The sequence below is a fragment of the Sandarakinorhabdus limnophila DSM 17366 genome (genome assembly GCF_000420765.1).
Lineage (GTDB): Bacteria > Pseudomonadota > Alphaproteobacteria > Sphingomonadales > Sphingomonadaceae > Sandarakinorhabdus > Sandarakinorhabdus limnophila.
This window is the reverse complement of record NZ_ATVO01000003.1, coordinates 603,230-621,794: the sequence shown is the minus strand read 5'-3', so window position 1 is coordinate 621,794 and position 18,565 is coordinate 603,230. Positions and strand designations below refer to the sequence as shown.

Annotated in this window: 17 protein-coding genes, 1 tRNA gene and 1 other RNA gene; 5 read left to right on the top strand and 14 right to left on the bottom strand. The window is 65.8% G+C overall.

All coding sequences use genetic code 11. From position 1 onward, the window contains the following. The 4 genes from G566_RS0103140 to moaA all read right to left on the bottom strand — a co-directional run. Positions 1-241, bottom strand: a 241-nt coding sequence (locus G566_RS0103140) for an IS3 family transposase (protein ID WP_022679230.1), incomplete at its 3' end; no start/stop codon positions are given. Between the two features lie 396 nt (positions 242-637). Next, positions 638-712 (bottom strand) — tRNA-Asn (locus tag G566_RS0103135). A gap of 54 nt (positions 713-766) precedes the next feature. After that, positions 767-1,531, bottom strand: coding sequence for an NAD kinase (locus tag G566_RS0103130; RefSeq protein ID WP_022679229.1), 765 nt, complete (start codon positions 1,529-1,531; stop codon positions 767-769). 13 nt (positions 1,532-1,544) lie between these two features. Then, positions 1,545-2,582: a GTP 3',8-cyclase MoaA gene (moaA, locus tag G566_RS0103125; RefSeq protein WP_022679228.1), complete on the bottom strand. Its 1,038-nt coding sequence runs from the start codon at positions 2,580-2,582 to the stop codon at positions 1,545-1,547. Between the two features lie 207 nt (positions 2,583-2,789). Here moaA and G566_RS13345 point away from each other — a divergent pair, with 207 nt between their 5' ends. Next, positions 2,790-4,475, top strand: coding sequence for a putative bifunctional diguanylate cyclase/phosphodiesterase (locus G566_RS13345; RefSeq protein WP_156874404.1), 1,686 nt, complete (start codon positions 2,790-2,792; stop codon positions 4,473-4,475). A gap of 245 nt (positions 4,476-4,720) precedes the next feature. Here the strand turns inward: G566_RS13345 and mfd are convergent, their stop codons facing one another. Continuing rightward, positions 4,721-8,314: a transcription-repair coupling factor gene (gene mfd, locus G566_RS13340; protein WP_022679226.1), complete on the bottom strand. Its 3,594-nt coding sequence runs from the start codon at positions 8,312-8,314 to the stop codon at positions 4,721-4,723. Beyond that, entirely contained in the window at positions 8,311-8,667 is a 357-nt protein-coding gene (locus G566_RS0103110) for an FAD assembly factor SdhE (RefSeq protein WP_315474499.1), read from the bottom strand. The genes mfd and G566_RS0103110 overlap by 4 nt, the downstream gene beginning before the upstream one ends. A gap of 3 nt (positions 8,668-8,670) precedes the next feature. Here G566_RS0103110 and recG point away from each other — a divergent pair, with 3 nt between their 5' ends. Then, positions 8,671-10,722 (top strand): ATP-dependent DNA helicase RecG, encoded by a 2,052-nt coding sequence (gene recG / locus G566_RS0103105; protein ID WP_022679224.1) that lies wholly within the window; start codon positions 8,671-8,673, stop codon positions 10,720-10,722. Positions 10,723-10,775: 53 nt separating this feature from the next. On the opposite strand, the gene rnpB is transcribed toward recG, so the two are convergent. Further along, an RNA gene (gene rnpB, locus G566_RS14625) (RNase P RNA component class A) lies at positions 10,776-11,172 on the bottom strand. Positions 11,173-11,222: 50 nt separating this feature from the next. Between rnpB and G566_RS0103100 the strand changes: the two genes are divergently transcribed. Next, complete coding sequence (locus G566_RS0103100) at positions 11,223-11,516, top strand: DUF6522 family protein (RefSeq protein WP_022679223.1); 294 nt, start codon at positions 11,223-11,225, stop codon at positions 11,514-11,516. Between the two features lie 198 nt (positions 11,517-11,714). Here G566_RS0103100 and G566_RS0103095 read toward each other — a convergent pair whose 3' ends face one another. From G566_RS0103095 to G566_RS0103070, 6 genes are read right to left on the bottom strand one after another with little or no spacing between them, the layout of a single operon-like run. Then, positions 11,715-12,383 carry an N-acetylmuramoyl-L-alanine amidase gene (locus G566_RS0103095; RefSeq protein WP_022679222.1) on the bottom strand — a complete coding sequence of 223 codons (669 nt, stop codon included), beginning with the start codon at positions 12,381-12,383 and terminating at the stop codon, positions 11,715-11,717. Continuing rightward, positions 12,380-13,264 carry a DMT family transporter gene (locus tag G566_RS13335; RefSeq protein WP_040605299.1) on the bottom strand — a complete coding sequence of 295 codons (885 nt, stop codon included), beginning with the start codon at positions 13,262-13,264 and terminating at the stop codon, positions 12,380-12,382. Before G566_RS13335 ends, G566_RS0103095 begins: the two co-directional genes overlap by 4 nt. Continuing rightward, complete coding sequence (locus tag G566_RS0103085; RefSeq protein ID WP_022679220.1) at positions 13,261-13,974, bottom strand: J domain-containing protein; 714 nt, start codon at positions 13,972-13,974, stop codon at positions 13,261-13,263. The genes G566_RS13335 and G566_RS0103085 overlap by 4 nt, the downstream gene beginning before the upstream one ends. A gap of 58 nt (positions 13,975-14,032) precedes the next feature. Beyond that, the gene (gene pgmG, locus G566_RS0103080) at positions 14,033-15,427 is read right to left on the bottom strand and encodes a phosphoglucomutase/phosphomannomutase PgmG (protein ID WP_022679219.1); all 1,395 of its coding nucleotides are present in this window, start codon (positions 15,425-15,427) and stop codon (positions 14,033-14,035) included. A gap of 7 nt (positions 15,428-15,434) precedes the next feature. Continuing rightward, on the bottom strand, positions 15,435-15,845 hold the full coding sequence (locus G566_RS14620) for a J domain-containing protein (RefSeq protein ID WP_022679218.1): 411 nt from the start codon (positions 15,843-15,845) through the stop codon (positions 15,435-15,437). Further along, entirely contained in the window at positions 15,845-16,624 is a 780-nt protein-coding gene (locus G566_RS0103070) for a division plane positioning ATPase MipZ (RefSeq protein WP_022679217.1), read from the bottom strand. The genes G566_RS14620 and G566_RS0103070 overlap by 1 nt, the downstream gene beginning before the upstream one ends. 97 nt (positions 16,625-16,721) lie before the next feature. Between G566_RS0103070 and panC the strand changes: the two genes are divergently transcribed. Both panC and G566_RS0103060 read left to right on the top strand, forming a co-directional pair. Continuing rightward, positions 16,722-17,573, top strand: coding sequence for a pantoate--beta-alanine ligase (panC, locus tag G566_RS0103065; RefSeq protein WP_022679216.1), 852 nt, complete (start codon positions 16,722-16,724; stop codon positions 17,571-17,573). 11 nt (positions 17,574-17,584) lie between these two features. Continuing rightward, positions 17,585-18,028, top strand: coding sequence for a cupin domain-containing protein (locus G566_RS0103060; protein ID WP_022679215.1), 444 nt, complete (start codon positions 17,585-17,587; stop codon positions 18,026-18,028). On the opposite strand, the gene G566_RS0103055 is transcribed toward G566_RS0103060, so the two are convergent. Then, complete coding sequence (locus G566_RS0103055; protein WP_022679214.1) at positions 18,025-18,549, bottom strand: hypothetical protein; 525 nt, start codon at positions 18,547-18,549, stop codon at positions 18,025-18,027. The genes G566_RS0103060 and G566_RS0103055 overlap by 4 nt on opposite strands. Positions 18,550-18,565: the final 16 nt, after the last annotated feature.

Sequence of the window (18,565 nt, the reverse complement as noted above, 5' to 3'; positions counted from 1 at the left end):
TCAGCGCAGCGTTATCGAGCATCGTGTCGGCCAACAGCCGCTTGAGCTTGGCATTCTCGTCCTCCAGCGACCGCAGCCGCTTGGCCTCCGAAACCTCCAGCCCGCCGTACTTGGCCTTCCAGTTGTAGATGGTCGCTTCCGACACGCCGTGCCGCCGCGCGAGATCAGCCGTCTTCGCGCCCGCCTCGGCCTCCTTCAAAAGCCCGATGATCTGCTCTTCCGTGAACCTCGTTCGCTTCATCGTCCGTCCTCTCCAAGGGCCGGACTCTAATCGATCGTGGAGGAAAATCAGGGGGTCAGGTCAGACCGGACCCCGCTCAAACTGGCCTCTCCATGACGTCGCTCGAGCAGGCGCATGGATATCCGTTGCTGGCATGGACGGTCATTCTGCGCCCCCGCGAGGAGCGGCAGCCAACTCGCCATTTCCCGTCCTTCAACGGTCCTTCCGGGGGTATGAACGGACGACCGCTCTTGGGAGTGCGCACTGAGCAGCTGAATGACTGTGATGAAGGCGAGAGCTGGACCGCCGGCCTTGTGGCCGCAGACCAGGCAGCCGAGATTTTGTGGGGCTATTTGCGGGACTGGCGGGGGCGTCTGAATTGCATCAGCGCAGCATCAAGCCAGTAACTTCCCACGCTGGCTCCCCGGGTAGGGATCGAACCTACGACCATTCGATTAACAGTCGAATGCTCTACCGCTGAGCTACCGAGGAACAGCGTGGGAGCGCTCCCTTAGCGAGGGGAGAAGGGATTGCCAAGGCAAAAAATCAGGACGCGAACTGTTCCAGGCTGATGCGGTCGTCCAGCGCGTATTCGGGGTCGAACAAAAGGGTCAGGCTGATGCTGCGGTCTATCGCCACCTTCACATGGGCAACGTCGCGCACTTCCATCTGATCGGCAACGGCCGACACCGGCCGCTTGGCGGCTTCGCGCACCTCGAATTCGATCACGCTGGCCGAAGGCAACAGCGCGCCGCGCCAGCGCCGGGGCCGGAACGGGGAGATCGGGGTGAGGGCGAGGAGATCGGCTTTCAGTGGCAGGATCGGGCCATTTGCAGACAGATTGTAGGCGGTGGAGCCGGCGGGCGTCGCCACCAGCACGCCATCACAAATCAATTCTTCCATCCGCGTCTTGCCGTCGATGATGATGCCGATCTTGGCGGTCTGGCGGGTTTCGCGCAGCAGCGACACCTCGTTGATTGCCGGGTGGGTGACGGTTTCGCCCGACGTCGTCGTAGCGGTCATCTGCAGCGGGTGGAGAACGAACGGCTTGGCGGCGGCCACCCGGTCTTCCAGTTTCGTCGCCTTGAAATCGTTCATCAGGAAACCCACCGTGCCGCGGTTCATGCCGAACATCGGCTTGGGCGCCTTCAGCGTCATGGCTTCGTGCAGGCAGTGCAGCAGATGGCCGTCGCCGCCCAGCGCCACCACCACATCGGCCTCTCGCACTGGGACGAAGTCGTACTTTGCCCGCAGCGCGTCGCCGGCCGCGCGAGCGACATGACTGTCGGAAACGATAAGCGCGAGCTTCATTGTCTGGTCGTCCTCAGCCGCCGGTCAGGCTCATGTGGCGGGCCACGGCAGGCCGCGCGCCGCGCCGGTCGATCACGAAATCATGGCCCTTGGGCTTGCGGCTGATGGCTTCATCCAGCGCGGCGTCGATGGCGGCGTCGTCCGTTCCAGTCCGGCGGATCACGGTTTTCAGATCGGCCTGGTCTTCCTGGCCCAGACACATGAACAACTGCCCGGTCGCCGTCAGCCGCACGCGGTTGCAGCTTTCGCAAAAGTTGTGCGTGAGCGGCGTGATGAAGCCCAGTTGCAAGCCAAGCTCCTCAACATGGACATAGCGCGCCGGGCCACCGGTGCGGTGCGGCAGATCGGTGAGCGTGTAGCGCTGCGCCAGATCGTGGCGCACGCGCGACAGCGGCAGATACTGGTCCACCCGGTCCTCGCCGATCTCGCCCAGCGGCATGGTTTCGATCAGCGTCAAATCATGGCCACCGGCAGCGGCGAACTGCATCAGCGCTTCGATTTCATCGGCATTTTCATGGGCCAGTGCCACGGTGTTGAGTTTCACCTTCAGCCCGGCGGCCGTGGCAGCCGCGATGCCATCAAGCACCTGGGACAGGCGGCCCCAGCGGGTGATGCGGGCGAATTTTTCAGCGTCCAGCGTGTCGATGCTGATGTTGACGCGGCGCACCCCAGCGGCAAACAGCGCCTCGGCATGGCGCGCCATCTGGCTGCCATTGCTGGTGAGCGTGAGTTCTTCGAGTGCGCCCGTCTTCAGGTGTCGGCCAAGGCTGTTCACCAGGTCGATGATGCCACGCCGCACCAATGGCTCGCCGCCGGTCAGCCGCAGCTTGCGGGTGCCGCGCCGGATGAAGGCGCTGGCGATGCGGTCGATCTCCTCCAGGCTCAACACTTCGTTCTTGGGCAGGAAGGTCATGTCTTCGGCCATGCAATAGACACAGCGGAAATCGCAGCGATCGGTGACCGAGACACGCAGATAAGTAATGGCGCGGCCGAACGGATCGACCAGCGGCCGTTCCGGTGCGCGCACCGGGCTGTTGCCTTCGCCAAACATGAGCCGAGCCTGTGGCACGGCTGCATCGGTTGGCAAGCGCTTTTCGCATTAACGCTTCGGCCGCTTGATTGTCGGGCTGGACAGGCACAGAGTAGATCGTCATCAAAGCATGCAGTGTAGAGCGTACAGCAGGGGCAGGTTCTGGACGTCATGGGCGCAATGAACGCCGAGCCGGTTTTAATCGTATCACCCCGCTACGCGGATGACGTGGCGGCACTTGTTGCGTCTGCTGGCCAGGCCCCGCGGGTGGAACGCCGCCCCGAACTGGCCGCCGGCCGCTTTGCCGCCGAACCGGTGCGGGTGGTGGTGGTGGATGCACGCGGCGCATTAGCGGCAGGTCTGGCCGTGGCGCAGGCGTTGGGCCCGGCGGTGGAAGGCCGGCGCGGTGCCATGCTGGTGCTGCTCTCCCGCAATGATGCCGATGTCGCTGGCGCCGCCCGCGATGCCGGCGCGACATCGGTGATGGTCTCCCCCTTCGGGTCCGACAGTTTTTCAACGGCGCTGCACCTGGCCGGTCGCCATGCCGATCGCCTGGCCGCCGCCGCCGCTGCGCCCTTGCCGCCGGATTCCGGCGAGGTAGACCGGTTGACGGGCCTGGCCAGCGCCGAACGCCTGCAAAACTGGCTGGCCGAACAGCGGGCAGCGGAAATCCCATGCGGGGTGATTGTCATCGGGGTCGGCCGCTTTGCCCAGATCAACACCATCTATGGCCGCGATGTCGCCGATCGTCTGCTCGCGGTAATCGCGCGACGACTGGGGCCGATTGCCGATTCCCGTACGCCCAGCGGTGAATTGCGCCTGCTGTCACGCCTGACCGCGGCGGAATACGCAATCGGCATCTCGGGTGCCGGTGCTGCCGACAAATTGGAGCGACTGGCCCGCCAGATGCTGCGAGGCTTTGAACGGCCCTTTGCCATCGATGATCGCCTGATCCATGTTTCGGGCCGCGCCGGCATCGCCTGGGATGATGGCAGCATGGATGGCGATCCAGCCAGCGTGGCCACCGCCTTGCTGCGCGAAGCCTCCATCGCCCTTTCCGATGCCCGCGGGCGTGAACCCGGCGCCGTCGCCCGTTTCCACCAGGAAAGCGACCGCGAGGCGCTGGCCCGGCGCGCCGATCTGGAATCCGATCTGTTCGGCGCCCTGAAGGATGGCGGCATCACCATATTGTTCCAGCCGCAAGCCAGCCTGTCTGATGGCGTGGTGGGCGGGGTGGAGGCGCTGTCGCGCTGGGATCACCCGCTGCATGGCCGGCTTTCGGCCGTCACCCTGCTGGAAACAGCGGCATCGGCCGAACTGGCGCTGGCCGTTGGTCGTCACATTCGTTCGCGTGCCATTGCCACCGCCGCAGCCTGGACCGGGGCGCTGGCCAATCTGAAGATTTCGCTGAACGTGACCGCCGCCGATCTGGCCGATCCGGAATTCATCGATTCGCTGGCGAAGGATCTTGCCTCTTCGGGGCTATCGCCGCGCCGGCTGGTGATCGAGGTCACCGAAGAAGCCATCATCAACGATCTCGACGCCGCCGCCGCCACCCTCTCCCTCCTGCGCCGCGACGGGGTGGGCATCGCGCTGGATGATTTCGGTGCCGGCTATTCCAGCCTCGCCCGCCTTGCCCGCCTGCCGGTGGACACGATTAAGCTTGATCGCAGCTTCGCGCACGGCCTGACGGGGAACGAACGCGAACGCATCGTGGTGGAAGGCATGATCGCCACCGCCCGCCGCCTCGGCCTCACCGTGGTGGCCGAAGGCATCGAGGACGACGTGCAACTCGCCGCCGCCCGCGCCGCCGGCTGCCAATGGGTGCAGGGCTATTGCGTCGCCCCGCCACTCGACCAGGCGGCGCTCACGGCCTTCTGCAACCGCCGCAAATCCAAGAGCAGCGTGGCTTAGGTTCAAGAAGGAAGGGCCTCCGGCGGGCAGGGTCGAGGACCCTGCACCCGTTCGTTTAGGGCAGCGCACTATTCTATCGGTTGGGCGCGCTGCCGCAGGCAACAATCGCAAATCGCCCATCACTGTTAGGCCTTACCGGCTTGGCAAATGCACAATTGCCTGCGGCGCCAGATCGGTCCGTGGCCTTCGGGCGCGCCCGAAAACAAACGGGTGCAGGGACTGCGTCCCTGCCCGCCGGAGGCCACCTATCTTTTGCCGAACTTCGATTTGAACACCGCCGGCCGCATCGGCGCTTTCGGCGGCGGCAGCGGCTTTGCTGCCGGTTTCGCCACGGGTTTCAGCTTTGCGCCGGCCGCGAGCTTGCTCAGGGCCGATGCGATGGCCAGTGCGCCCTTCAACCGTGTGCGGTCATCGCCCCACTCGGCGGCGATGAAGAGTTTCTGATCCGGCCGCACTTTTGCCCGTTCGCCAAGGCGGGCGATATAATCCATCAGCGCATCGGGGTTGGCAAAGCGGTCGTCGCGGAAGGTGACGAGGCCGCCCTTGCGGCCGGCTTCCAGCTTGGCGATGCCGGCGGTGATGCAGGCTTGCTTGATTTCGATGACGGAGAGCAGGTTTTCCACTTCCGATGGCAATTTGCCGAAACGGTCGATGATCTCGGCGGCGAGGCTGTCGATGCCGGCGCGGCTGTCGATCTCGTTGAGGCGGCGGTAGAGCGCCATGCGCACGTTGAGATCGGGCACATAATGATCAGGGATCAGGATCGGCACTTCGGCGGTGATCTGGGGGCTGAAAGCTTCGGCGGGCGGCTTCATGCCGGCGGCTTCGGCGCGGGCTTCCAGGATCGCCTCTTCCAGCATCGACTGGTAGAGTTCGAAGCCGATCTCCTTGATATGGCCGGATTGTTCATCGCCCAGCAGATTGCCGGCGCCGCGCTGATCGAGATCATGGCTGGCCAACTGGAAGCCGGCGCCGAGCGTATCGAGCTGTGAGAGCACCTGCAGCCGCTTTTCGGCGCCTTCGGTGATTGTCTGCCCGGCGGCGGTGGTGAGATAGGCATAGGCGCGGGTCTTGCCGCGCCCCACGCGGCCGCGGATCTGGTAGAGCTGGGCGAGGCCAAACCGGTCGGCCCGGTGCACGATCAGCGTGTTGGCGGACGGGATGTCGAGGCCGCTTTCGATGATGGTGGTGGAGAGCAGCACGTCATAGCGCTTGTCGTAGAAGGCGCTCATCCGCTCTTCCACTTCCGATGGCGCCATCTGGCCGTGGGCGGTGATCGGCTTCACTTCCGGCACCTGTTCGCGCAGGAATTGTTCGATATCGGCCAGATCGGCGATGCGCGGCACCACGAAGAAGCTCTGCCCGCCGCGATAATGCTCGCGCAGCAGCGCCTCGCGGATCACCACTTCATCAAACGGGCTCACATAGGTTCGCACCGCGAGGCGATCGACCGGCGGGGTGGCGATGATCGACATTTCGCGCAGGCCGGTCAGTGCCATCTGCAGCGTGCGCGGGATCGGCGTGGCGGTGAGCGTGAGCATGTGCACATCGGCCTTGAGCGCCTTCAGCCGTTCCTTGTGGACGACGCCAAAGCGCTGCTCTTCGTCGACAACAACCAGTCCCAGCCGTTTGAATTCGATTGATTTGGCCAGCACGGCGTGGGTGCCGATAACGATATCCACTGTTCCGTCGGCCAGGCCTTCGCGACAGGATTTGGCGTCGGCGGCATTCACCAGCCGCGACAGGTGCCGTACTTCCAGCGGAAGGCCGGTGAAGCGTTCGCGGAAGCTCTGGTTATGTTGCCGCGCCAGCAGGGTGGTGGGGCACACCACCGCCACCTGCATCCCGGACATGGCGGCAGCATAGGCCGCGCGCAGGGCGACTTCGGTCTTGCCGAAGCCGACATCGCCGCACACCAGCCGGTCCATCGGGCGGCCGGAGGTGAGATCCTCGACCACGTCGGCAATGGCTTTGAGCTGATCATCGGTTTCGGCATAGGGGAAGCGGTCCACAAACGCCGCCATGCCGTGGCTGTCGATCTGCACCGGTTCGCCTTCGCGCAGGGCGCGCGCCGCCGCTGTTGCCAGCAATTCGCCGGCAATCTCGCGGATGCGGTTTTTCATCCGCGCCTTGCGCGTGCTCCAGGCGACGCCGCCCAATTTGTCGAGGCCGACGCCTTCGCTATCGCTGCCGTAACGGGTGAGGACGTCGATATTCTCGACCGGCACATACAGCTTGTCGCCGCCGTCGTAGCTGAGCGCCACGCAATCATGCGGTTTGCCGCCGATGGCGATGGCCATCAGCCCGTCGTAGCGGCCGATGCCGTGATCGCGGTGGACGATCAGATCGCCGGGCGTGAGCATCGCCAGTTCTGCGAGGAAGGCATCGGCCTTGCGCGCTGAGCGGGCCTTGCGGACCAGGCGGTCACCCAGCATGTCCTGCTCGGTCAGCAGTGTCAGCGGCCCGCGCGGGTCAATCTTGGTGAAGCCGTGATCAAGCGGCAGCACGGTGAGCACGATCTGGCCGGCAGCGGCGAGGCCTTGGGCTTCCTGCCAGTGATCGGCGGTGACGAGGCGTTCGACGCCTTCATCGACAAGCAGGCCGCGCAGCCGTTCGCGCGCGCCGTTGGAGTAGCTGGCCAGAATCACCCGGTCACCGTCAGCACGGCGATCCTCGATATGGGCCTTGATCGCGGTATAGACCGGCGGGCCGCCATTGGCCTGGCCGACGCGTTCCGGGGCGAAATCGCGGGCCGGCACGGCGTCGCAATCGATGGCAAACAAGGTGCCGGGCGCAACGCTGTGCGAGCTGGTGCCGTGGACGGCGTGGGCGGTGAGCCGCTCGGCCCACTCCTCGCGCGACAGGTAGAGCGCGGCGGGCGCCAGCGGGCGGTAACTGCCCTTTTTCTGGCTCAACGCGGCAACGCGGTTCTCGTGATAATCGCTGATGGCGTCGAAGCGGTCAGCCGCGGCCTTGTCCGCGCCCGCATCGCGCACCACCACATCATCGGCAGCCAGCCAATCGAACAGGGTGACGAGATCGGGTTCGAACAGCGGCAGCCAATGTTCCATGCCGGCCAGGCGGCGCCCGTCGCTGACGGCTTCGTAGAGCGGATCGCCGGTGGCGGTGGCGCCGAATTTTTCCAGCCAGCCCGAACGGAAGGCGCGGATGCGGTCGGCATCGAGCAGCACTTCGGAGACCGGCAGCAGGTCAAAGCCGTCCGCCGGGCCCAGGCTGCGCTGGGTGGCGGGATCGAAACGGCGAATGGATTCAATCTCGTCGCCGAAGAAATCGAGCCGCAGCGCGAACTCCTCGCCGGATGGCATCACGTCCACCAGGCCGCCACGCAGGGCATATTCGCCCGGCTCCACCACGGTATCGACGCGCACAAAGCCATTGGCGGCCAGCTTCAGCGCCAGGCTGTTGCGATCGATGCGGCTGCCGGGCTTCAGCCTCGCCGACAGGCTGGCGATGCGGGCGGTGGGCAGGCAGCGCTGGCTGATGGCGTTGACGGTTGTGACGACGAGTTCGGCGCCCCGTTGCGGTTCAGCCAGTGCCGCCAGCGCCGCGACGCGTTCGGCGGCGGCCTTCAGCGATGGCGAGGCGCGGTCGTAAGGCAGGCAATCCCAGGCCGGCAGCATGGTGATGGCGATTTCGGGTGCGAAATACGCCGCGGCTTCGGCCACGGAACGCGCCTGCGCTTCGTCTGCGGCGATGAACCAGGCGCGGCCCTTGGCGGCGCGCGCCACATCGGCCATCAGCCATGGCAGATAACCGCCGGCACAGCGCGCCAGCGTCACCGGCCGCGCGGCTTCGACGAAGCGCGGCAGATCGATCACTTCGTCACTTCGACAAAATCGAGCTTCTTCAGCAGCTGCATCTGCGCGCCCTCCAGCCGGGGCGGAACGGCGGCGGTGCCGAAGGCCCAGGCCAGGATATCGACATCCTGCTCTTCCAGCAGGATCTCGAACCAGGCCAGCGCCGCTTCGTCCCACGTCGTGTGATGGCGATCGAAGAAGCCGCCCACCACCAGATCGGATTCCTTGGTGCCGCGATGGCTGGCGCGATACTTGGCCTTGCGAATACGCAGGTCCCACGGATCGATCTGGTTGTCGTTCATGGCAAGGCCCTTCAAACACAAATGCCGCGCGGGCGTTTCAAACGGCCAGCGCGGTGCTATCAACGGTGCCATATCATGCGCCCTGCCATCCTCAACCCCCTGTTCGCCGAAGTGGCCGCGCTGAAGGGCGTCGGTTCGGCGCAGGTGCGGCAATTGGCGCGACTGAAGATCACGCGGGCGCTCGACCTGGCGTTCCATCTGCCGACGATGGTGATCGACCGGCTGGCGGTGGACACGCTGGACGAAAGCCTGGTCGGCCGGCCGGTGGTGGTGCCGCTGACGCCGGCCCGCCACGAGCGCGGCGGCCCGCGCAGCCCGTTGCGCGTGGCGGCGGTGGATCGTGGCGGCCAATGGGTGGACCTGACCTTCTTTGGTCAGACCGCCAATTGGGCACAGACCAAGCTGCCGATCGGCGTGGAAAAGCGGGTGATCGGCAAGCTGGATCGGTACGGCCAGAAACTGCAGATCGCCCATCCGGAAGTGCTGGCGATGGACAGCGCTGCACCGCCCGGTTTGCGCGAGCCGGTTTATCCGCTGACCGAAGGCGTCACCAACCGCCGCATGGGGCAGTTGGTGGGCGAGGCGCTGACGCGCGTTCCGGCTTTGGCGGAGTGGATCGAGCCGAGTGTCATCGAACGCTACGGTTGGGCATCGTTCACCGAATCGCTCCACGCCGCGCACCGCATGGAAGGGGGGCGCGACCGGCTGGCCTATGACGAATTGCTGGCCAATCAGTTGGCGCTGCTGCTGGTGCGAGCCGATACGCGGGCGCGGCGCGGGCGGGCATTGGCGGGCAATGGCCGGCTGGTGCAGCCGTTGATCGCCAGCCTGCCGTGGCAACTGACCAATGCGCAAAATCGCGTGATCGGCGAAATCACCGGCGACATGGCGCAGGCTCAACCGATGCTGCGATTGCTGCAGGGCGACGTGGGTTCGGGCAAGACGATGGTCGGCCTGATCGCCATGCTCACCGCGGTGGAAGCGGGAACGCAGGCGGCCTTGCTGGCGCCGACCGAAATCCTCGCCCGTCAGCATCATGCGACACTCACCAAGGTCGCCGCCGGTCTGCCGGTGCGGATCGAACTGCTCACCGGCCGCGACAAGGGCAAGGCGCGCGAGGCGTTGCTGGCCGATCTGGCGGCGGGGCGGATCGATATCCTTGTTGGCACCCACGCCATCTTCCAGGAAGCGGTCGCCTATGATGATCTGGGCCTGGTGGTGGTGGATGAACAGCACCGCTTCGGCGTCGCCCAGCGGTTGATGCTGGCCAACAAGGGCCGGGTGCCGCCGCACGTGTTGGCGATGACCGCCACTCCAATTCCGCGCAGCCTCGCGCTCACCCGCTTTGGCGAAATGGATCAGAGCCAGATCGACGAGCGCCCGCCCGGTCGCCAGCCCATCGAAACGCGGGTGACCGCCCGCTTCGAGGATGTCGCCGCCGGCCTTGCCCGCCATGTCGAAGGCGGTGGGCAGGCCTATTGGGTGTGTCCGTTGGTCGATGGCACCGAGGATGCGGATGAAGCTGCAGCGACCACCCGCGCGGCGTTCCTGAAAGGGCGGCTGGGGGAAGGGCGTGTTGGCCTTGTCCACGGCAAGATGAAGGGGCCAGACAAGGATGCGGTGATGGCCGATTTCGCTGCCGGGCGGCTGGCCGTGCTGGTGGCGACGACGGTGATCGAGGTGGGGGTGGATGTGCCCAATGCCACGCTGATGATCATCGAGGCAGCGGAGCGCTTCGGGCTGGCGCAGTTGCACCAGTTGCGCGGGCGTGTTGGGCGCGGCAGTGGGCAGAGCGTGTGCATGCTGCTGCGCGGCGAGGAGCTTTCGGAGACCGCACGCAGCCGGCTGAAGCTGATGCGCGAAACCAATGATGGCTTCCGGATTGCCGAGGAGGATCTGCGCCTGCGCGGCGCCGGCGAGATATTGGGCACGCGCCAATCGGGGGAGGAGGCGTTTCGCTTTGCCGATCCGGAACGCGTGCAGAAGTTCGTTACCATGGCGCGCGACGATGGGCGGTTGCTGCTTGATCGCGATGGCGGGTTGGATGGGGCGCGGGGGCAGGCGGCGCGGGTGCTGCTGTATCTGTTCGAGCGCGACGCGGGGGTGGCATTGCTGCGGAGCGGCTGATGGATGCGGCCCATTAAGCATCTGCCCGCAACGCTTGCGCGTTGCGGGCAGAAAGGACCACGTCGCCTGTAAGCCGGGTTCTGTCCAGGGTTTGCACCCCTGGGCGACCATTCCTCTCGGACGGCGGTTACCCGCCGCCTCCAGCAACCAACCCGGATGACTGGGCCGGTTCCTGCCCTGCATGTCGAAACATGCGCGCCATCCCTATTCGGTCTTGCTCCCGGTGGGGTTTGCCGTGCCGCTTTGGTTGCCCATCGCGCGGTGCGCTCTTGCCGCACCGTTTCACCCTTGCCTGTCCTCTGTTGCCAGAGCCATCGGCGGTCTCTTCTCTGTGGCACTGTCCCTGATCCGGGTTTCCCCGAACCGCCGGGCGTTACCCGGCACCGCGTTCCGTGGAGCCCGGACTTTCCTCGGCAGATTTGCACCTGACGCGGTCGCCCAACGACGTGATCGCGCTTTGCCATTGCCATGACGCAGCGATTCGCGCCACAGGCAGCGGCATGATCGAAATCGAAGGCAGTGGTGAGAGTTTCACCGTCTCGGCGGAAACCATCGCCGAAGGGCTGAAACTAAACCCCGAACAGGTGCAGCCGATGCTGGCCGGCCGGCTTATCACCTCGTGGGTGGAAGCCGGCGTGGACGCGGATTTCGGCACCTTCCGCCTCACCTTCGCCACCGACAAGCGCCGCCTGCGCCTGATCGTCGATGCGCTGGGCAGCGTGATTTCCAAGTCCACCCTTGATTTCGGCGGCCATGATCTGCCGCTGGGCGCGCGCAAGCCTGGCGCAGTGTGAGAATCGGCACAGACAAACATTACAGACTTGCAATATTGGTGGGTTGACGGCATAACTTACCGATCGGGCCGGCCGCCTAATTTCACCGGCCCGCTGGCTGGCAGCCCTGCCAGCGCCCGCAAATACGGTGGCCTTCCCCCTGTTGGACCATCGGCGGAACTCTCACGGCCGGTGCTCCCTCGGGCACTGGCCGCTTTTTTACAGCCCTTCCGCCAGCAGCAGCCCGCGCAGGATCGTGCGTGTTTCCGCATCGATCACGCCGTCAAACTTCGTCGGGCGGTGGTGGCGCTGGAAAGCGATGACGGCCTCAAGCGGCGCAAACACGTCATAGCCATAGCGGCCCAGCGCGGCCATGAAGCCCATGTCGGCCCAGTTCGGGTCCATGCAGGGCTTTGGCGCGGCCGCAAGGCCGGCGCGGGCAAGGCGGGGCCAGTCGAACAGCTCGCCCGGGTCTTCCTTGCGGGTGGGGGCGATGTCGCTGTGGCCCACCACGTTGGCGGGCAGGATGCGGTGGCGGGCGCAGATTTCGGCGACCAGCGCGTGCACCGCGTCCATCTGCGGGGTGGGGAAGGGGACATAGCCGAACTCGTGGCCGGGGTTGACGATCTCGATACCGATGCTGGCGCTGTTCACGTCCGTCACGCCGCGCCACCAACTGCGGCCGGCGTGCCAGGCGCGCTTGGACTCATCCACCATTTGCAGCACCGTACCGTCTTCGGCGACGACATAATGGGCGGAAACGCCGGACTGCGGGTTGGCCAGCCAGTCGATGGCTTCGGCGCCGCTCTGCATGCCGGTGTAGTGCAGTACCACCATGCCGATCGGCAGTTGCCGGTCGTTGAAATTGGGGCTGGCGCGCTGAATCATGTTGGCTCCACCGGCATGTCGCTGTCGCGGCGTTGCGCGGTGCGGATGGTGATGATGGCGACGCCGACCAGCGTCAAGAGCCCGCCCACCATCATCTGGCCGGTGATCGGCGTGTCATACACAGCCACCGCGATGGCGACCGAAATCAGCGGCGTCGGCAGGGTGAGCGGCGAGACCACGGCGACCGGGTAACGCTGGAACAGCCAGGTCATCCCGCCGTGACCGACAATGCTGGACATGATGCCCGAATAGGCGATCCAGCCCCAGGTGCTGAGTGGCAGATCGGGGATGGCAGCCAGTTTGGCGGGTTCGAACGCATAGGCCAGTGTGGCCATGATCGGGATGGCAACGATGCCGAGCCAGCCGTGGATGACCAGCACCGACACGCCCTGCAGCTTTCGGAACAAGAGGTTACCCGCCGCCCAGCTCAAGGCTGCGCCCACCGTGAGCAGGATGCCGATGCGTTCGTTGGCGATCGCCGGATCAAAGCCCATCACCACCACGCCCATGAAGCAGATGGCGATAGCGGTGATGCGCGGCCAACGGATTTCCTCCTTCATGAAGATGACGGCGAGGATCAGGCTGAACGGCACGCCCAATTGCCCGACGATGGAAAGGGCCGAAATATTGTCGGCCAGCGCGAAGCTCACCGCCCCCAGCGACATGAACAACGCTCCGGACACAAAACCGGCCAGCAGGATCAGCCCCATCCGCCCCGGCAGCCAGCGCAGGAACGGCAGGCAGACGGCCGTGGCGACGACATAGCGCAGCAGAACGGCCGTGAACGGCCCGGCGCTCATCACGCCTTCCTTCACGGCAACGATGTTGCAGCCCCACACCACGTCGATGGCGAGGATCATGGCAAGATGCAGGGGTTTCATCGCCGTCTTCCGGTCAGCCGGTCATAGGCGGCGTTGATATCGGCCATGCGCAGTTCGGAGACGCGGATGAATTCCGACGGCACGCCTTCGGCCAGCGCGCGATCGGGGTGATAGCGTTTCACCAGCGCGTGATAGGCGCCGCGCAGTGCAGCGGCATCTACCCCCGGCTCCACACCCAGCACCGCCCACGGATCATCGGCGGCCGGCGCGAGGTGGCGGCGGCGGATGCGGGCTTGGGCTGCTTCATCAAAGCCCAGGATGGTGGCGACTTCGCCCAGAAAGGCCAGCTCGGCTTCGTGAAAGCCATCCACCGCCGCAATCATCCACAGCGCATCGAGCAGATCCTCCAGCGTGGCCGAACCCTGCCCGAGCAGATCGGCGGCCTGAATGGCATAGGCCTGGAAACCCGCCATCGATCCCTTGGCCAGATCATAGAAGCGCCGCGCATTGCCGGCTTCGCTTGGATCGACGTGAAACAGGCGCTGGAAGGTGGCGAATTCGGCGGCGCTGGCATTGCCATCGGCGCTGGCCATCTTGGCGGCGAGCGCGATGGCGGCGATGGAGAAGGCGACGCGGCGGCGTTCCGGGTTGGTAGCGCGGGCCCGCATGGCATCCACGGCACCGCCCGCCGCCGCGCCGGCCAGCGCCCCCAAGGGGCCGCCGATCACCAGGCCCAGTGCCGTGCCGGCCAACGTTGCCCAGATGCTCATGCTTCAGCGACTTAGGGGATTGGCGGGAACGGGGGAAGGGGTGTGTTGTCCCGCTCCGTCAGTGGCTGTTAGCGACGGGCTCCACGCCGGACAGGGCAAGCTGGTCATTCAGCTCGGCCAGCAACCGGGTCAAGGCGATGGCATCCTTGGCTTCAACCCGCGCGGTAAGCACATCCTGGGTGTTCGACGCGCGCAGCAGCCACCAGCCATCGGCGCGCATCACGCGGGCGCCGTCGATCTCGTTCACGCGGGCACCCTCATCCTTCAGCCGGGCCAGCACCTCGGCAACGACGGCAAACTTGCGGGTTTCGGGGCAGGGGAAGCGGAATTCGGGCGTGTTGATCATCGCCGGAATCGAGTCTTTCAGCGCTGTCAGCGAGCCGCCCAGTGCCGTCACCGCCTCGATCAGGCGAACGGCGGCCAATATGCCATCGTCCACGCCATGCCAGCGGTGGGCGAAGAAGATATGGCCGCTCATTTCGCCGGCCAGCGGCGCGTTCAGTTCCAGCAGACGGGCCTTCATCAGGCTGTGGCCGCTCTTCCACATGTCGGGCACACCGCCCAGAGCGGCGATGCGATCGAACAGGGCCTGGCTTGCCTTGATGTCGCCGATGATGGTGCTGCCGGGCAATTCCCGCAGGACAGGCTCGGCAAGGATCCCCAGCAGTTCATCGCCCCATACCACGCGACCCTGGCCATCAACCGCGCCGATCCGATCGGCATCGCCGTCAAAGGCAACGCCGAAATCGCAGCCCTGTTCGCGCACCACGCGTTTCAGATCGGCCAGATTGGCTTCCACCGTGGGATCGGGGTGGTGATTGGGGAAGCGGCCATCCACGTCGCTGAACAGCAGATGATGGGTGCCGGGCAGCAGGCGGGTCAGCCGTTCCACCACCGGGCCGGCGGCGCCGTTGCCGCAATCCCACGCGATGGTGAAGGCGCTTCCGCGAAAATCGGCCAGCATCGCATCAACATAGCGATCCATGATATCGTCGGTGCGGGCTGAACCGCTACCCGTCTCCCAGTCACCCGCTGCTGCCACGGTGCCAAGCGCCTGAATATCGGCACCATGGAAGGGCCCGCTGTTCAGCATCATCTTGATGCCGTTCCAATCGGGCGGATTGTGGCTGCCGGTGACCATCAGGCCGGCATCGGCGCGCATTTCGAACACGCTGAAATACAGCATCGGCGAGGGGCCAAGGCCGATATCGATCACATCGCAGCCGGCCGCCAGCAGCCCGCCCGCAACGGCGTTGGCCAGGCCGCGGCTGCTCACGCGGCCATCGCGGCCCAGGCAGACGCGAGGATTTCCGGGGCGGCCGCCAGCGCGGCGCAGCATGGTGCCGAAACTGCGGCCAACGGCAGTGGCGTCGTCCTCGGTCAGGGTGTCGCCCACGATGCCGCGAATATCGTAGGCGCGCAGCAGGCTGGGATGGAAGTTGTGGCCAGCCATCAGGCGCTCAGTCGCCCAAGTCCCGGCGCTTTTCGGCCGCCATGATCAGCAGGTCGCGCGCGGCGGTGAGGGCCTGGGCGGCTTCGGACGTGCCGCCGGCATCGGGGTGGGCGCTGGTCATCGCCTGGCGCCACGCCTGCCAGATGGTTTCGGACGGAGCATCGGGGGCAACGCCGAGCAGCCGCGCTGCCTGCGTCAGTTCGCCGTTGGCCTGTCCACCCTGCTGATTCCACATCCACCACGCCCAGCCGCCCGCCGCCACCAGCGCGGCCGGCACAAAACGACCGCTGGAGAGGAAGCGAACGGCCAGCAGGCCGGCGATACCAAGGCCGCCATACAGCATCAGATTCGGCAGCAGCCGGCCCTTCTGGTGCAGCCACCAGGCGAGCCCGAGCACAACGATCAGGGCAAGGCCCATCAGGCCGCCATCTCGATCCCGCCGGGCAGGTTCAGCCCGGCGATGAGGGCGCGCAATTCGTTGCGGGCGGCAACGTGGGAGAATGAAAAGTCGGTGAGGGCGGCGCGATCCAGCAGGGTGAGCCCGCGCGGAAAGAATTCGCGGAAGATCACGCGTTCCGAAAGGCCGGGCAGCACGCGGAAGCCAATGCGTTTCGACAGGGTTTCCAGTGCCGCGCCCACTCGCTGCTTGTTGCGGGCATCAAGCGTGGAGAGGCGATTCCTGAGCACCACCCAATCCATCGGGCGGCTTTCTTCACGGGCACGGCGGGTGCGGGCTTCCCAGACCATTTCGGCATAGAAGCTGGGCTTCTTCACTTCGAACGTGTCGCCATCCACTTCGCCGATCAGATCGAAATCGACGAAACTGTCGTTGATTGGTGTCACCAGCGTGTCGGCATGGGCCATGGCGGCGCGGGCCAGCGCCGAATCGCGGCCGGGCGAATCAACCACGATGAAATCTTGGCCGCGCGCCTGCTGGAAGCGCATCGCCAGTTCGGCTTCGGCGCCGTCGCCATCGGCCACCACAACCGCAGCCGGGCCGGGCAGGGTGATGCCGTGGCGTTGGGCGTGGTTCCAGCGGTTTTCCAGATAGCGGGTGGAGGTGCGCTGGCGGCTGTCGAGATCGATAAGCGCGGTCTGCTTGCCGGCAAGCGCCAGGGCAACGCCGATATGCACGGCGGTGGTCGATTTGCCGGTGCCGCCCTTTTCATTGGCGAGCACGATCACATGAGCAGTCACGATTATCCCTTGTTCTGGCTTGCACTGTGGTTCCGTATCGCCCACAGCGCCGCCAGCCTGTCAACGCCCCTTGCGGGTGATCCTTGGTGAAGACTGCATGACCAACACACTGCCCACCCTGCGAACGCCCGCCAAACTGCGCGCCCAGGTGCGGGCCTGGCAGGCCGCTGGCAAGCGTGTCGCCTTCGTGCCAACCATGGGCGCGCTGCACGCTGGCCATCTGGCACTGGTGACGAAAGGCCTCACACTGGCCGATGTCGTGGTCGCTTCGATCTTCGTGAATCCCAAGCAGTTCGGCCCCAACGAGGATCTTGCCCGCTATCCGCGTGATGAAGCCGGCGATGCCGTGAAGCTCGCGGGCGCAGGGTGCAGTCTGCTTTACGCCCCCGATGTCGCCACCATGTATCCGCCGGGCTTTGCCAGCTTCGTGCGGGTGGGCGGCCTGCCTGATCTGCTGTGCGGCCGGGTACGGCCGGGGCATTTCGACGGCGTGGCGACCGTGGTGGCCAAGTTGCTGAGCGCCGCACAGGCCGATGCGGCGGTGTTTGGCGAGAAGGACTGGCAGCAACTGGCCATCGTCAAGCGCATGGCAGCCGATCTGGACATCGGCACGGAAATCCACGGCTGCGCGATCGTGCGGGATGATGATGGATTGGCCCTGTCCAGCCGCAACGCCTATCTTTCGGCCGACGAACGGAGTCGCGCGCTGGCGCTGCCGCAGGCCTTGCAGGCAACGCGCGCTGCGATTCTTGGCGGTATGCCGGTGGCCGCGGCGCTGGCCGCCGGTGAGCGCACCGTCAAGTCTGCCGGTTTCGTGCGGCTGGATTATCTGGAACTTGTTGATGGCGAGACGCTGCACAGCCTGGGCACCCCGGCGCCGGGTGCACGGCTGATGGTGGCCGGCGTGATCGGCACAACGCGGCTGATTGACAATATCGCCTTGCACTGAGGGATTGAGCCATGCCGCTGATCAGGCCCGAGGCGATGCTGGTGGAGGATGAAGATGCGCCCGGCGGCATCATCCGATCGCAATGGATAAGCGAGCCGGGCGGTCTCCAACAGTTTGGCGCGCTCATCCAGACCATCCCACCGGGGGCTTCCACGTCACGCAATCACTGGCATGCCCATGAAGACGAGATGCTGTTGCTGCTGGAGGGCAGCCTGCTGCTGCACGAAGGCGGGGTGGTGACGCCGATGCAGCCCGGCGATGCCGCGACCTTTGCGGCCGGGGTGGCCATTGGCCATCATCTGGAAAATGCGAGCGATCACCCAGCGCGTCTGCTGGTGGTGGGCACGCGTGCGCCCACCGATATCATCACCTACACCGAAGACGGCCGCCGCTGCGTGCGGGTGCGGGCGCTGCCGGAAGATCTGTGGGTCGATGCCGCAGGGCAGCCGATTTAGCGCCGCCGCATCCGCAGGGCCGGTTGCCAGGTCTGGCCATAAGGGGTGGTCCAGGGGCCGCCGAACGGGCCGCCAAAGGCACCATAGCCGCCATAACCGCCATTGAAGCTGTTGCCGATCAGCAGATTATTCTGCGCATCACCGCTGGTGTAGCCGAACCCGAAGCCGGAAATGCCGCCCCAGCGGCTGGTGCCCTGCATCACCGAAATGGCAGCGGTGCCGGTTTCCCCGACAGGCACCATGGCTGTGCCGCTGACGCCGAAGGTGCCGCCGCTGCCGGCAAACATGCTCATTTCGCCATGCACCTTGCGGTCCCGCACGGCGCCGCCGCCGTCCTGATAAAATTCCGGATAAAGCGAGCGATCGAGCACGGACTGCCGCTTGGCCTGTTCAGGGGTGAGGACCGGGGTTCGTTCGGGGCCATTGGCGGCCGCCGCGATCACCGCCTCGCGCTGCGCGTCAGACAGGCGAACCAATTCGGTGGCAGCAGCGGGGGTAGCCAGCACGGCAAGCAGAAGCATGAGTCGCATGGGCTAC

What these genes read in the sequence shown, in the direction of transcription:
- G566_RS0103130 (WP_022679229.1), bottom strand. Translation starts at nt 1,531, where the DNA reads ATGAAGCTCGCGCTTATCGTTTCCGACAGTCATGTCGCTCGCGCGGCC.
- moaA (WP_022679228.1), bottom strand. Translation starts at nt 2,582, where the DNA reads ATGTTTGGCGAAGGCAACAGCCCGGTGCGCGCACCGGAACGGCCGCTG.
- G566_RS0103110 (WP_315474499.1), bottom strand. Translation starts at nt 8,667, where the DNA reads ATGGCACCGTTGATAGCACCGCGCTGGCCGTTTGAAACGCCCGCGCGG.
- recG (WP_022679224.1), top strand. Translation starts at nt 8,671, where the DNA reads ATGCGCCCTGCCATCCTCAACCCCCTGTTCGCCGAAGTGGCCGCGCTG.
- G566_RS0103100 (WP_022679223.1), top strand. Translation starts at nt 11,223, where the DNA reads ATGATCGAAATCGAAGGCAGTGGTGAGAGTTTCACCGTCTCGGCGGAA.
- G566_RS0103095 (WP_022679222.1), bottom strand. Translation starts at nt 12,383, where the DNA reads ATGATTCAGCGCGCCAGCCCCAATTTCAACGACCGGCAACTGCCGATC.
- G566_RS13335 (WP_040605299.1), bottom strand. Translation starts at nt 13,264, where the DNA reads ATGAAACCCCTGCATCTTGCCATGATCCTCGCCATCGACGTGGTGTGG.
- G566_RS0103085 (WP_022679220.1), bottom strand. Translation starts at nt 13,974, where the DNA reads ATGAGCATCTGGGCAACGTTGGCCGGCACGGCACTGGGCCTGGTGATC.
- pgmG (WP_022679219.1), bottom strand. Translation starts at nt 15,427, where the DNA reads ATGGCTGGCCACAACTTCCATCCCAGCCTGCTGCGCGCCTACGATATT.
- G566_RS14620 (WP_022679218.1), bottom strand. Translation starts at nt 15,845, where the DNA reads ATGGGCCTTGCCCTGATCGTTGTGCTCGGGCTCGCCTGGTGGCTGCAC.
- panC (WP_022679216.1), top strand. Translation starts at nt 16,722, where the DNA reads ATGACCAACACACTGCCCACCCTGCGAACGCCCGCCAAACTGCGCGCC.
- G566_RS0103060 (WP_022679215.1), top strand. Translation starts at nt 17,585, where the DNA reads ATGCCGCTGATCAGGCCCGAGGCGATGCTGGTGGAGGATGAAGATGCG.
- G566_RS0103055 (WP_022679214.1), bottom strand. Translation starts at nt 18,549, where the DNA reads ATGCTTCTGCTTGCCGTGCTGGCTACCCCCGCTGCTGCCACCGAATTG.